This is a genomic window from Marisediminitalea alba (genome assembly GCF_002993365.1).
GTDB lineage: Bacteria > Pseudomonadota > Gammaproteobacteria > Enterobacterales > Alteromonadaceae > Alteromonas > Alteromonas alba.
Genome location: NZ_PVNP01000180.1, coordinates 29,105 through 42,101 on the forward strand (window position 1 = coordinate 29,105; position 12,997 = coordinate 42,101).

Consider the following 12,997-nt stretch of genomic DNA (forward strand, 5'->3'; position numbering starts at 1 on the left):
CTGATACAAGCCTGTAACCGCTTATAAAGGGCCCGGACCCTGTGTCCTGATCAGGTTTTCTTTCACCCACTGGCAAAACACGGCAATCCGTTTCTGCTTGGGGTTATTCTTTGCGTAAACCAAATGTGATTTCCAACTCACCGGATGCGGTATATCCAATGGAATAACCAGTTGCCCGGTCCTGACGTATTCGCCAACCATAATGTCTGATGCCAGCATAATCCCGTGCCCGGCTAACACCGCAGATAAGGCAAGATCACTTGAGGTAACTTCGGTTTTTCTCAGTTGGTTTGAGGTTACCTCAACCCCGGCAAACTCAAACCAACTCTCCCAGTCCACCTTATTTTCGTAGGCCAGACTAAACAATCTGGCATTCTTCATACTCTTAGCGTCGTTTATGGCATTTTTGCTAAGGTAGTCACCGGAACACACCGGGTAAACGTCGTTTTCATCTAACCGCTCAATAACCAACGACTCATCTGTCAGGCCCGTGCTTGACGTGTTAAAGCGTATAGCCACATCGATATTACCATCATGCAGATTTTCAATGCGGTTAGAGCCCTGCACGTTAACATTGATCCCAGGGTGAAGTTTAAAGAACTCAAATAAATGCGGTACCAGCCACAGAGCGCAAAAAGCCTGGGTTGAGCTGACTTTTAACTCGCCATCAAGGGGCGCTTCCTGAACCTGATTTAACCCATTAATCACCTCACCAAAGCCTTTCTGGCAAGCGCTGAGCAATACTTTACCAGACTCTGTAAGGCGCATTTTTCTGGCCTCACGGTGAAACAGCTTTACATGCAAATTACTCTCTAATTGGCGCATTTGCTGGCTAACCGCCGCCTGAGAAATAAACAACTCCTCAGCAGCCTTGCTGTAACTCTGGTGCCGGGCTGCCACCTCAAAGCACATTAAATTGTTTAACCAGCGCAGACGTTTATCCATATCAAAGCAAAATAAGTTAAACTTATATCTAAGCGTAATTTTAATCGTTGGTGAAGTACAGCAATAAACATAACAATCCTCACTCACAACAACGTTGAGGACATAAGATGCAATCAATCGAAAAGGTTTCACCTGCCAACACTGAACACAATAAAGCTGAAAATACGCTTATAAAACACCGGTTCTGGCGATTATTAGGCCTGGCAAGCAATAAGTTAAACTTATCTCAATGGAGTTACTTCAAATAGAATGGAAGCACCGGGGCGGCAAAACTGAAGTAAATTCACCGGAGTACTCTCGGTGAAAAACAAAAAAGCCCCGACGTGAACCAGGGCTTTAAAGGTGGTTGCGGGAGCAGGATTTGAACCTACGACCTTCGGGTTATGAGCCCGACGAGCTACCAGACTGCTCCATCCCGCGTCTGAAACATTGCACGTTTTATCGTGATATTCTTAGCGACGCATTGCTGCGTTTTATTCTGGTATCAACTGCCTGTTTTCACAAACATTGATTATTTGGTTGCGGGAGCAGGATTTGAACCTACGACCTTCGGGTTATGAGCCCGACGAGCTACCAGACTGCTCCATCCCGCGTCTGAACTGGTTTGAACCGGACCGCGTATTGCGCTGTGCCGTTCAAGTGGTGCGTATTATACATAGGGATTAGAGGTTGGCAAGGCCTGTTTGGTGAATTGTTTCAATTTTTTGACCAACCGGTTAAATACCCACCACAACGATTATTAAGTACACTATTTACTACGTGTTTATTTAAAATAGAGATTCATTTTTTGCGCCAGTTTAAAGTCCAGTTCGCTGAGACCGCCCACGTCATGGGTGGTTAATCTGACTTCAACTTTATTATAAACATTAAACCACTCAGGGTGGTGCTTGAGCTTCTCTGCCCAGATAGCAATTTGTGACATCCAGCCAAAAGCGCCAATAAACCCCTTAAAAGTAAACGTACAGGTAATGGCATCGCCATCGCGCTGCCACGAACTGCCCTCTGCAGAGGTTGTATTTAGGGCGGCCAGTTGCTCTGCAATTTCAGTATCATTTAACTTAGTGGTCATAAGGACTCCTTTTTTGCTGATGTCATGACTACCTTAACGAATGTCGGCGCCCCTACAAAGACATAGCGGCTTTCTTTAGGCTGTCATCTGTAAAGTAATCCATGCAGCATGGGTAATCCTTTCGTGTTTAGCAGGAAAATTTTACTGACGCGACGCTCTCAACTTATACCTGTCAAATTAAATATTTCATTAAATCAGCAGGTTAAATAACAGTAACCGCTGGTGCAATGCTTGCACTATCCGTTTCAGACAATCAATCCGATGACTCACAGTCTGTTTGTGGAGAATTATGAAAGCACTACAGCTCGATACTTTCTGGCAACTTATCAATGAAAAGCTTGAACGCTGGGTCGAAGCGAGCATTAAACACCTGCCTAATATTGCCGTGGCCATCTTTATTGCCATGGCTTTTGGGCTGTTAGCCAAAATTGTTGGTAATCTTGCCCACCGTGTGTTATCCCGCACTTTTGATTCAACGCAAATTGTCGGCTTACTCACCTCCATTATTAAAGTCGCCATTGCAACCGCGGGTATTTTTATCGCGCTGGACTTTATCGGACTGCGGGGAACGGTAACTTCATTGCTGGCCGGTGCAGGTATTGTTGGTCTGGCCATTGGTTTTGCGTTCCAGGACATTACCGAAAATCTGATAGCCGGGATTGCCATGGGGGTGCGTAAACCCTTTCAGATTGGCGATGTTATCGAAGCCGAAGGCGTATTTGGTAACGTAGAGGCAATAAACCTGCGTAATACGCATGTAATGACATTCTTTGGCCAGCGGGAAATCATTCCCAACAAGATTCTGTTTCGCAATATTCTTACTAACTATAGCGTTAACGGCCATCGCCGGGTTGAAGTGCCGGTCGGGATTTCCTACGCGGACGATCCTCAGCAAGCCGCCGAAGTGTTAACTGAAGCCGTTAATGAATTTGACTTTGTGATCAGAAAAGAAGAAACCGGTGTGTGGGCTGAGTCTTTTGGCGACAGCAGTATTAATTTGCTGGTCTGGTTCTGGATCGAATACCCGGGTGAGCCTGGTTTTCTGGCGGCAAGACATCAGGTAATCGTTGCCATTCAGAGAGCATTGAGCGATGCTAATATACTCATTCCCTTTCCTATTCGCACACTGGATTTTGGTGCTAAGGGAGGTGAGAAACTCAACGCTATGCTTAACGATTCTGTTTTACCTCAAAACCAAACAGATGATGGTGCTTCCCAGCCATCGGCTAGTGAAGACGATAATAGCCCTGGCGATGATAGTTAGAAAACAGTTTTAATTTTGTTTGGAGACATCCCATGAAGTTTCGTAATGTACGTCTTTTTTTATTCGGATTAATTGCTGTTGCCGGTATGACTACGGGCTGTGCAACGATGGAAGGACTCGGCAAAGATATTAAAAAAGCAGGTGAACAACTCGAAGAAGCAGCAGACAAAAACTAAGGGAATTACCAGAATGCTTAGCGGTGTCCCAGCTGGTCTGACAATCAACCAATGTGATAGAAATGTTGATTTTCTATTAATAATGGTAATAATGACTGCAGTTAACTGGTTGGGCCACTTCTTATATGAATTTAAACCGAATCGATTTAAACCTGTTTGCTGTATTTGACGCCATTTATACCGCAGGTAATCTTACCAGAGCCGCTGATATCCTTTGCATCACCCAACCGGCAGTGAGTAACTCGCTGGCCCGGCTTCGTGATCTACTTAACGACCCGCTGTTTGTCAGAACCGGGCATACAATGAGTCCTACGCCGGTAGCACAAAACCTTATCGGCCCAGCCCGTCAGGCACTGGAGCTGTTACGAACCAGTGTATTACAAAGTCGCGAATTTAATCCGGAAGTGGCTGAAAAAACCTTTCAGTTTGCCTGCCGTGACCTTATTGAAGCCAGCATATTGCCGCGGCTGATTGCAAAAATTGAAGCCCAGGCCCCGGCCATTACCATCACTAATTACGACATTGATAAAAAACAGGTGGTAAATGCCCTCGCAAGCGGACAACTCGACTTTTACGCCGACAGCGAAACGCTTACCGATCAGTATCTGGCGCGTCATAAAATAGCCGAAGATCGTCTTGTCGTAGTTGGCCGGCCGGAACATCCGGCCTTCAGCGACCCCCTGACTATGGAAAGTTTCCTGACCTACGGCCATATAAAGGTATCCCAACGCCAGGACCAGGCCAGTGAAGTGGATATTGAGTTATCCAAGCTCGGCCACCAGCGGCGTATTGCCATGCAAAGTCATCACTTTCTTACCATCCCCAGCGTACTGGTAAAAACGGATCTTCTTGCCTGTTTACCGTCACACTTAGCCAAGCATTACAATCTGGCCGTGAGTGAACTTCCCTTTGCTTTACAGCCCCTCGATTATTATGTGTACTGGCACGTTAGTGCCAATGAAGATCCTGCCCACCGCTGGGTACGCCAACAGTTAATTGATATCGCTCAGGCGTTTCTTTCGCCGCCCTTAAATCAACACGCCGCCTGAATTAAGTGACCTTCAGGGCCTCGCAATACGGAGCGAGGCCAGTAGTTCTCATTTTAAAAAGCTTGTAAACCACGGCTCTCTGATCTTTTTAAATTCCAGCCTAAAATTCACTTATTCCATATTATTCAGTATTTTATAAAGGTAAGGCCGAGATGGATTATGCCTATAGGTATTTACCTTCATAACAATGTATGGTCCGCGCAATTTACCAGTCCCGCAGACAGAGCTTTAATGATCTCGACAAAACAAACAACTGATTGACCACCTAACTTAACTTATAACCTATCTTTCAAGGAGCTAACCATGTTGAAAATTGTTAAGTCCTCTTTGTTTGCTTTAACTGCAACGCTGGCGCTTACCGGCACCGCGAATGCTAATGTAGAAGAAGCACTGGCCAACATCTGTACTATCGTAAGTGCCGATGATAAAGGCGAGTTACGTAAGAAAATGCGGGCTGTTCAATCGGACTACCGTCTCAAGCTGCACGACTACTACTCAGGTATTTCATGCAATGGTCAGAGCTTAATTCGCACGGCCCTGCAAAATAATGCCGTTGAGGTTGGCACGCTGCTGGTGAAGAAAATGCCTAGCCGTGAACTGGGCGAACCAGAGAAAGACGGAAAAACGCTGCAAGCGTGGATCAATGAAAATGGTCTGCAGGACCATGCCATTGCCAAGGAGTTAATGGACCGTCTGTAAGGCGGCCACCGTATCCATTTCATGATAGCCATGTAAACAGTTCAACATGGTTGCAGGGAATTTAGCAGTCCCCTGCATTTAGAAGGCGCCGAGAGGCGCCTTTTTTCTTTTTGTTTCAAACCTGTTCTTAATGCCAACCTCAACACTTTGATTTTATTATCCTTTACGCCAGTATGAAAAGGTATTAAATCCAATACCAATGTATCACCTAAGCTGTTTTATCAACCTTATACTTTAGGTTTAATAGACCCAACAAAACAAAGCAAACAAAATTATTTCCCTTAAAGGCTGCTAAAACTAACGAGGATTACCACCATGTTGAAATTTGCTAAAACTGCTGCTCTTGTATTAACTGCTTCTTTTGGTATTAACGCCACTGCCCACGCTAACGTGGAAGAAGCTCTAGCTAACATTTGTACTATTGTAAGTGCTGACGACAAAGGCGAGCTGCGTAAAAAAATGCGTGCTGTACAGTCTGACTATCGTTTAAAGCTGCACGATTACTACTCAGGCATTACCTGTAATGGCCAAAGCCTGATCCGCACCGCGTTACAAAATAACGCGACGGAAGTAGGTACTCTGCTGGTGAAAAAAATGCCCAGCCGTGACCTGAGCGAGCCAGAAAAAGACGGTAAAACACTGCAAGCCTGGATCAACGATAATGGTCTTCAGGATCACGCCATTGCCAAAGAAGTAATGGATCGTCTGTAAGACGTTCTCCCCTCTTTCATGATAACCATGTAAGCTGTTCAACATGGTTGCAGGGAGCATAGCAGTCCCCTGCATTGGAAAGGCGCCGCAAGGCGCCTTTTTCCTTTTTGGCTGATCTTAAACAAACCCAACCCACTGATTTTTAATAATTAAAACCTCAAAAACCAGGTGTTAGAATAAATACCAATGTATCGGCCCTGCTGTTTAAGCGGTTGTTAGTTTGGGTTCTAATAGTTACAACAAACAAAACAAAACAAACAAAACAAACTTTTAAGACTGCTAAACTTAATAGGATTACTACCATGTTGAAATTTGCTAAAACTGCTGCCCTTGTATTAACTGCTTCTTTTGGAATTAACGCCACTGCTCACGCCAATGTGGAAGAGGCGCTAGCCAACATCTGCACCATCGTAAGTGCTGATGATAAAGGCGAACTGCGTAAAAAAATGCGTGACGTTCAGTCTGACTACCGTTTAAAACTTCGCGATTACTATGCCGGTATCACTTGTAATGGCCAGAGCCTTATCCGCACGGCATTACAAAATAACGCTACTGAAGTAGGTACCCTGCTGGTGAAAAAGATGCCAAGCCGCGATTTAAGCGAGCCTGAGCAAGACGGTAAAACATTGCAAGCCTGGATCAATGACAACGGCATGCAGAACAACGCCATTGCTAAAGAAGTACTCGCTCGTCTATAAGACTCACAACGAATTCATGTCAGCCATGTAAACATTTCAACATGGTAGCAGAGCTCCGGGCTCTGCGGTGGGGCGCCTTAGGGCGCCTTTCCTTTTTCAAAAACCAACGTTTAAACATACACTTGCAGATACAACGTATGAAATCAAATACCAATGTATAATTCTCAGTGTGTCATCACTTCTTCAACTAAGGTGTAATAAACTCATTGCTGACCGAGATCAATACAAGCGAGCGTATTATGAAAATTAAAATCGTTACCCTTAGCCTGCTGACCTGCAGTTTTTTCACAGGCACGACCATGGCCAACGATCATAATAACCAACCTGCTTCTGTTGACAGTGCCCCACAACTGGTTAAGAAACTGCGTGCCGACGTTACACGTTTGCCGGTTGATCAGTTACTCAATAAATACATCAAAAAATATAATCAGTCAGAAAATACCTTCACAACAGCACCAGGGTTGTCATTAAACGGTGCTAACCAACAGCCGGGACAACAAGCCGGTCGGTAATCAGCTGCACTGCCAACCCTGTACCAATTATTAGTTATCACAAATTGTTGCATTCATTGACTACCCCTCAGGCCTAATTGTCACTACACTATGGGCCAATTACTGCCGATAAACAGTCAGGGCGATTTATGCAACAACCTCAGTCATCTCACTCCTCGTGCTGTACTCGAACGTTGGTGCCGGCAATGTCATTGCTGGCTACTGCGAGTCTCTCTGCTTCAGTGTTTGCACAATCTTCTTCTGCAAAGCCTGAGTCCGGGCTGGAAACCATTGAGGTTACCGCACAAAAGCGCTCTCAGAACTTACAGGAAGTCCCGGTAGCCGTTACCGCTCTTAGTGGTGAGCTGCTAGCAGAAAAGGCCAGTTTCGATATTTTTGACATCGAGCGCAGTGTCCCTACCCTATCGGCTTTTCAAAGCCAGAGTGCGACCAACAGTGCATTCGCAATTCGCGGGATTGGCACCTCGTCGCAAAACTTTGGTTTCGAATCTTCGGTGGGCTTATATGTGGATGGCGTTTATCGCGCCCGCCAGAACTCGGTGATTAACGATTTGGTAGATATCCAGTCGGTAGAAGTTCTGCGAGGTCCACAAGGCAGCTTGTTTGGTAAAAATACACCTTCCGGTGCGGTGGTTATTAATACCGTTAATGCCGACTTTGATGGCCGGGGCTTTTTCCAGGTCACTGCCGGCAATTACAATACACTGAATATCAGCGGCGCTAAGTCTGTAACCCTGATTGACGACATACTGGCTATGCGGGCGAGCGGCTTTACCGCACGCCGTGATGGCTGGGTTACCGATCAGACTCACCCCGGCAAAGATCTTAACAACCGCGACCGCTCAGGTTTTCGTCTGCAAGCCTTGTATACCCCCATAGATGCCGTGTCGGTAAGAGTGATAGCAGACTATGCCGAGCTCGACGAACGCTGTTGTGCGGCGCTCACCTGGCAAAGTAACGCACAGGCAAACGAGATACCGGGTAAATATGGTACCGATAGCCTTATTGCGTCGCCATTAATTGGTGGCCGAGTATTTAGCCAGGCGCAGTATTTCGATTTCACCACGGCGCTCAGTTCAACGCCGCGTTCGGCCATGCAGGATCGCGGACTGTCAGCAGAGATCGACTGGCAAATCAGCGACACCTTATCGCTGGTGTCTGTTAGTTCACTGAGAAAATTTGATAGCTTTGACTATATCGACTCTGATTTCTCCGATGGAGAGCTATTATCCACTACTAATGACTCGGCCCAACGTGCGGTGACTCAGGAACTCAGGGTTCACTATGCCTCGCCCTCGTTATCTGCCATTGCCGGTGTCTTTTACTTTCATCAGCGCCTTGACCTCGATTTCAATAACATGATTGGCAGTGATTTTCCGGCCTTTTTTGCCACCAGCGCAGCCGAACTGCAGCCTCTTATTGAAGGCATTAATACGCTCAGTACATTGAGCGGTGGCCTGATAGCACCAGTGGCACCCGCCACGCCGGGAGGCACCGACTTCCCGCACAGTGCCGATCAGACGCAAGACAGCTATGCGGTATTTGCCCAGACAGACTGGACGTTTCTGCCTCAATGGAGTCTGACTACAGGGATCCGCTGGACCACCGAGGATAAAACGCTCAACGGCGAATTCAGCGAAATTGGGCCAGGCATTAATGGTTTACCCACTCAGGGGCAAGATATTCCTAACCCCTATGCCGCGGTGCCAGCTTTAACTGATATCGCCACTGCGCTCGCTTCCATGCAGATGCCCGACGCAGACTCACTGGCAGCCATCGCACCGTTTCAAAATCCGGGCTGGGGCTTTTATTTTCTTAATACGGCTTCTATTCTGCCGCGGCCCTCCATGCAGGAATCCTTATCCGATGATAATGTTTCGGGCACGGTTAAAATTAGTTACCAGCCCAATGATGAACGCCTGATTTACCTGTCCTGGGCGAATGGATTTAAGTCTGGTGGCATCAATACCGACCGCATAGCGCCCGGATTCGATCCGGTATTCAAAGCCGAAACGTCCCGGGCCTGGGAGTTAGGTGTGAAGCAGGAATTCCCTGACTACGATTTACGCTTTAATCTTGCCCTGCATAAAACGGATATCGACGACTTTCAGGCATCCACTTTTACCGGGACTGGCTTTAATCTGCAAAATGCTGGCAGTATCGGTACCAAAGGCGTTGAATTTGATTTGGTCTGGTTACCCGTTGCCTCTACTCAGATATCGCTAAACTTTGCCCGTACTCTGGCTACCTTCGACGAGTTTGACAATGGCACCTGTTGGGTTGCCTATACCTGGCACACCGGCATTGACGATCCGGGCCGTCAAAACACGGAAGATCCGTATTGTTCACGAGCCGGCGATCGGATTGGTTTTGAACCAGAAACCCGCTATACGCTGGGTCTTGAGCATTACATTGACGTCTTTAGCTTCCCCACCACAGTGCGCGTGGATTATCTGTACACCGGTGATCTCTTCATGGATGACACCAACGATCCCTACAAACATCTCGACAGCTTTGATCTGGTTAACGCCAGCTGGATGTGGGAAATGCCGGCATGGGATAGCCAGTTAATTGTCTGGAGCAAAAACCTGTTTGATACTGAGTACGTGGCTAAAAATGGTTTTGACGTGCCGGTTCAGGCGGGCAAAATTATGGCTTACCCCGGCATGCCGCGCACCTGGGGCATTACACTCAGAACCCACTTTTAATGACTACTATTGGTTACCCGGTGTTCCCCTTTTACCGGGTAACTAAAATCTTCTTCGCCGCGTTTTATTGAACGAGATCAAATCGTCTTTGCTCAGAGTCTGTATGCTATGGCTTATCAGGAACTATCCGGTTCCCATAACGAAAAACAGATGAATTCAGGCTATGCAAACTATCGATTTTTTTGACCCGGCGCTACTTAATAAATACAACATCAACGGCCCGAGATACACTTCGTACCCTACCGCTCTGGAATTCAATAACGATGTGAGTGATGCCACCCTGCTAACGGCCGCGCAAACCAGTCCTGCGCAGGATTTGTCGTTATACGTGCATATCCCGTTCTGTCATTCACTGTGCTATTACTGTGGTTGCAATAAGGTCGTTACCCGTCACGCCGATAAGGCAGACCGTTATCTGGATTATCTGAGTAAAGAAATTGTTCTGCGCGCAGCCGCTTTCGGCCATTACACAGTACGGCAGTTACACCTTGGCGGCGGCTCACCGAGCTTTCTTTCTCCTGAGCAACATCAGCGTTTAATGCAATTGCTAAGAGACGCCTTCAACTTTGCGGACGATGCGCAGTGCAGTATCGAAATAGATCCCCGCACAGTCGACACCGACTACATCAGCGCCCTTGCCAGCGTGGGCTACCGCCGAATCAGCATTGGTGTACAGGACACCGACTATAACGTTCAACAAGCGATTAACCGGGTTCAGAGTACGTCCCATATAGCCAGTCTGGTAGATCATGCCAGACACGTTGGCTTTGAATCGGTTAACCTCGACCTCATTTATGGTTTGCCACATCAATCCGAGGAAACCTTTAAGACCACCCTGGCGGCAGTAAAAGCGATGGAGCCGGAGCGGGTTTCACTGTTTAGCTACGCACACCTGCCGGAGCGTTTTGCGGCGCAGCGTAAAATTAAAGACGAATGGTTACCTTCTGCTGAGCTTAAACTGGCATTAATGAAACAGGCCATGGCCACCCTGAGTGAGGTAGGTTACGAACTGATTGGCATGGATCATTTTGCTAAAGCCGACGACGAACTTGCCGTCGCTCAACGTCAGGGTGAGCTGCACCGTAACTTTCAGGGCTACACCACCCGGGGGGATCTCGACCTGCTCGGTTTGGGTGTTTCGTCTATCTCAGCCGTTTACAATATGTACGGCCAGAACCCTAAAACCCTAAACGATTATTACGCAGCGCTGGATGCACCTGCGAGCCTTACGACCAAAGGTGTGTTATTGAACCGCGATGACATGCTGCGCAGACAGGTCATTATGCAACTGATGTGCAACCTGAACCTGGCTATTTGCGATATAGAATCAGAGTGGGAGATTGATTTTAACAACTACTTTGCCGATGCCATTGCCGCTTTGGATCCCTTTATTGACGATGGACAGGTATCGGTCACCGCGCAGCATATCCGGGTAGCCCCAAAAGCGCGCTTACTGATCCGCATCATCAGTATGTCTTTCGACGCCTACCTGGCCAGGCAGGTACACCAGCGTCGATATTCACGGGTAATTTAGCCTGCTCCGCCGGGCTTTAAATAACTGCCAATGGGATTAGCAGCCAGTGACGCATGGCACTGGCCCATCAATTCATCCATGTTGTAGCCGCTATTGCCATCACAACTGGCTATGGATGACTTAAAGCGAATATTTAGCGGTAATTTTGTACCACTGCTGAACAGATAATTGCCCATTGCCTCATTTATTTTGCCCGCGAAGCTAAGCCCTTGCTGTTCACTAACATTCGGTAGACTGATGGCAAAGGTGGCGCCACTGATCCGACAGCACTTGGCCAGCGGTATATTAAGTTGCCCCTCAATTACCCGGGCAACCGCCTGAATAGCCTGATTGCCCTGATGGAATCCCTGATGCTCGTTGATATCGTGAATACCGGCAATTTTTATCAACAGCATTGAAAACGGCTGATTATTGATTTGGCAGTACTGCAGATGCTCGCTAACTTCCTTCATTAAATAATGTTCGGTCTTCATACCGGTAAGCGGATCGTCATAACCAGTATGAAACATGAAATCAGCAATAATTTTGCTCTTCAGTAAGTTTTCAGCACGCTGCTTGAGGGTATTGCTGATAACCGGCTTTTTCACAAAGTCATTACCACCAGCAATCCAGCAGGCTTCCTGAATATTGCGCTCAACCGAAGAGGTAATAAATAAAATGGGGATTTTAACAAAGTTGTTATTAGAACGGACTTTTTCGCAGAATTCCAGACCTGACATATCCGGCATCTGAATATCCAGCACAATCAAATCAACCGGATGAACTGCCAGAAAATTAAAGGCTTCCTGAGCATTACCTGCCGCTTCACAATGACAGATGTCGCTTAATACCGCTATCAGCATTAGTCGGGTAATTTCATCATCATCGACAACTAACACTGAACACTGGTCGATGTGTTTCACCATGCTACTCCGAAACCACTTTCTTGTTAAGTTATATACGTTCTTTTAACAAAGCGCCATACAACTTTAGTAGTCATTATTTTGATGAGTGACATTATATTGACGGAACAGTTAATCATCTTTGATAAATTGTTCAAAAAGCGCTGGCTGTTCGGCTCACGCCACTTATAGGCGCAATGGAGTTCAAGAAAACAATATTGTCCCAATACGACGAATATTTGTTTTTAATCACCGTTGCCACTTCACGCTGATTTATTTTTCAGGTCACCAACCACCAACTGGTTATAAGAAGCGGTTATGTAATTAACGGCGATCATGGCAACGACAACAATGATTATCGCTGCAGCAAGTGAATACGCCCTGGCTGATATTTTCAAACTCACAACCATTCATGAAGCTGTTTGATAACCGCTCACGAGAACTTTCACCAAAGAATATTGTTGAGACTAGCGTAAATTTACGTATTTACGACAGCTGTAAGAAAATAATCGTCAGAGTAGCGATGATTTTTGGTAAATGCTGACTTTTAACCTCATCAATTATAAATTAAGGCTATGTTCTGCTAAATTGTTGCTATACTGTATATGAATACAGTTGTTAAGGATTGATCATGCTCCCAGCACAATTTACAAAGCTTATAGCCGAGTTAGAACACTTAACAGATAGTCAAACCCGTTATGTTGAGAAGCTGCTGAAAGGCACTGATAGCGTCTCACAGTTGATAACAGAG

12 protein-coding genes, 2 tRNA genes and 1 pseudogene are annotated in these 12,997 nt (G+C 46.4%); 10 read left to right on the top strand and 5 right to left on the bottom strand.

What is annotated here, in order from left to right; translation table 11 throughout:
* Positions 1-21: 21 nt before the first annotated feature.
* The 4 genes from C6Y40_RS15780 to C6Y40_RS15795 form a co-directional block, all read right to left on the bottom strand.
* The gene (locus tag C6Y40_RS15780) at positions 22-945 is read right to left on the bottom strand and encodes a LysR substrate-binding domain-containing protein (RefSeq protein ID WP_105935393.1); all 924 of its coding nucleotides are present in this window, start codon (positions 943-945) and stop codon (positions 22-24) included.
* Positions 946-1,288: 343 nt separating this feature from the next.
* A tRNA-Met gene (locus C6Y40_RS15785) sits at positions 1,289-1,365 on the bottom strand.
* A gap of 96 nt (positions 1,366-1,461) precedes the next feature.
* Positions 1,462-1,538, bottom strand: a tRNA-Met gene (locus tag C6Y40_RS15790).
* 170 nt (positions 1,539-1,708) lie between these two features.
* On the bottom strand, positions 1,709-2,014 hold the full coding sequence (locus C6Y40_RS15795; protein WP_105935394.1) for a 4a-hydroxytetrahydrobiopterin dehydratase: 306 nt from the start codon (positions 2,012-2,014) through the stop codon (positions 1,709-1,711).
* A gap of 289 nt (positions 2,015-2,303) precedes the next feature.
* On the opposite strand from C6Y40_RS15795, the gene C6Y40_RS15800 reads away from it, so the two are divergent.
* The 9 genes from C6Y40_RS15800 to hemN all read left to right on the top strand — a co-directional run bounded on the left by C6Y40_RS15800 (position 2,304) and on the right by hemN (position 11,365).
* On the top strand, positions 2,304-3,278 hold the full coding sequence (locus C6Y40_RS15800) for a mechanosensitive ion channel family protein (protein ID WP_105935395.1): 975 nt from the start codon (positions 2,304-2,306) through the stop codon (positions 3,276-3,278).
* A 32-nt stretch (positions 3,279-3,310) separates the two neighbouring features.
* Positions 3,311-3,454 (top strand): entericidin A/B family lipoprotein, encoded by a 144-nt coding sequence (locus tag C6Y40_RS15805; RefSeq protein ID WP_105935396.1) that lies wholly within the window; start codon positions 3,311-3,313, stop codon positions 3,452-3,454.
* A gap of 125 nt (positions 3,455-3,579) precedes the next feature.
* Complete coding sequence (locus C6Y40_RS15810; RefSeq protein WP_105935397.1) at positions 3,580-4,503, top strand: LysR family transcriptional regulator; 924 nt, start codon at positions 3,580-3,582, stop codon at positions 4,501-4,503.
* A 303-nt stretch (positions 4,504-4,806) separates the two neighbouring features.
* On the top strand, positions 4,807-5,202 hold the full coding sequence (locus tag C6Y40_RS15815; RefSeq protein WP_105935398.1) for a DUF3718 domain-containing protein: 396 nt from the start codon (positions 4,807-4,809) through the stop codon (positions 5,200-5,202).
* A 315-nt stretch (positions 5,203-5,517) separates the two neighbouring features.
* Positions 5,518-5,913 carry a DUF3718 domain-containing protein gene (locus C6Y40_RS15820; RefSeq protein ID WP_105935399.1) on the top strand — a complete coding sequence of 132 codons (396 nt, stop codon included), beginning with the start codon at positions 5,518-5,520 and terminating at the stop codon, positions 5,911-5,913.
* Between the two features lie 302 nt (positions 5,914-6,215).
* Entirely contained in the window at positions 6,216-6,611 is a 396-nt protein-coding gene (locus tag C6Y40_RS15825) for a DUF3718 domain-containing protein (RefSeq protein ID WP_105935400.1), read from the top strand.
* A 239-nt stretch (positions 6,612-6,850) separates the two neighbouring features.
* Positions 6,851-7,123 (top strand): hypothetical protein, encoded by a 273-nt coding sequence (locus C6Y40_RS15830; protein WP_146129594.1) that lies wholly within the window; start codon positions 6,851-6,853, stop codon positions 7,121-7,123.
* 128 nt (positions 7,124-7,251) lie between these two features.
* Entirely contained in the window at positions 7,252-9,831 is a 2,580-nt protein-coding gene (locus C6Y40_RS15835; RefSeq protein ID WP_105935402.1) for a TonB-dependent receptor, read from the top strand.
* A 163-nt stretch (positions 9,832-9,994) separates the two neighbouring features.
* The gene (hemN, locus tag C6Y40_RS15840) at positions 9,995-11,365 is read left to right on the top strand and encodes an oxygen-independent coproporphyrinogen III oxidase (RefSeq protein WP_105935403.1); all 1,371 of its coding nucleotides are present in this window, start codon (positions 9,995-9,997) and stop codon (positions 11,363-11,365) included.
* Here hemN and C6Y40_RS15845 read toward each other — a convergent pair.
* Positions 11,362-12,270 (bottom strand): diguanylate cyclase response regulator, encoded by a 909-nt coding sequence (locus tag C6Y40_RS15845; RefSeq protein ID WP_105935404.1) that lies wholly within the window; start codon positions 12,268-12,270, stop codon positions 11,362-11,364. The genes hemN and C6Y40_RS15845 overlap by 4 nt on opposite strands.
* Positions 12,271-12,877: 607 nt before the next feature.
* Here C6Y40_RS15845 and C6Y40_RS15850 point away from each other — a divergent pair.
* Positions 12,878-12,997 (top strand): annotated as a pseudogene (locus tag C6Y40_RS15850) (IS1595 family transposase); the annotation flags it as partial.

What these genes read in the sequence shown, in the direction of transcription:
- C6Y40_RS15780 (WP_105935393.1), bottom strand. Translation starts at nt 945, where the DNA reads ATGGATAAACGTCTGCGCTGGTTAAACAATTTAATGTGCTTTGAGGTG.
- C6Y40_RS15795 (WP_105935394.1), bottom strand. Translation starts at nt 2,014, where the DNA reads ATGACCACTAAGTTAAATGATACTGAAATTGCAGAGCAACTGGCCGCC.
- C6Y40_RS15800 (WP_105935395.1), top strand. Translation starts at nt 2,304, where the DNA reads ATGAAAGCACTACAGCTCGATACTTTCTGGCAACTTATCAATGAAAAG.
- C6Y40_RS15805 (WP_105935396.1), top strand. Translation starts at nt 3,311, where the DNA reads ATGAAGTTTCGTAATGTACGTCTTTTTTTATTCGGATTAATTGCTGTT.
- C6Y40_RS15810 (WP_105935397.1), top strand. Translation starts at nt 3,580, where the DNA reads ATGAATTTAAACCGAATCGATTTAAACCTGTTTGCTGTATTTGACGCC.
- C6Y40_RS15815 (WP_105935398.1), top strand. Translation starts at nt 4,807, where the DNA reads ATGTTGAAAATTGTTAAGTCCTCTTTGTTTGCTTTAACTGCAACGCTG.
- C6Y40_RS15820 (WP_105935399.1), top strand. Translation starts at nt 5,518, where the DNA reads ATGTTGAAATTTGCTAAAACTGCTGCTCTTGTATTAACTGCTTCTTTT.
- C6Y40_RS15825 (WP_105935400.1), top strand. Translation starts at nt 6,216, where the DNA reads ATGTTGAAATTTGCTAAAACTGCTGCCCTTGTATTAACTGCTTCTTTT.
- C6Y40_RS15830 (WP_146129594.1), top strand. Translation starts at nt 6,851, where the DNA reads ATGAAAATTAAAATCGTTACCCTTAGCCTGCTGACCTGCAGTTTTTTC.
- C6Y40_RS15835 (WP_105935402.1), top strand. Translation starts at nt 7,252, where the DNA reads ATGCAACAACCTCAGTCATCTCACTCCTCGTGCTGTACTCGAACGTTG.
- hemN (WP_105935403.1), top strand. Translation starts at nt 9,995, where the DNA reads ATGCAAACTATCGATTTTTTTGACCCGGCGCTACTTAATAAATACAAC.
- C6Y40_RS15845 (WP_105935404.1), bottom strand. Translation starts at nt 12,270, where the DNA reads ATGGTGAAACACATCGACCAGTGTTCAGTGTTAGTTGTCGATGATGAT.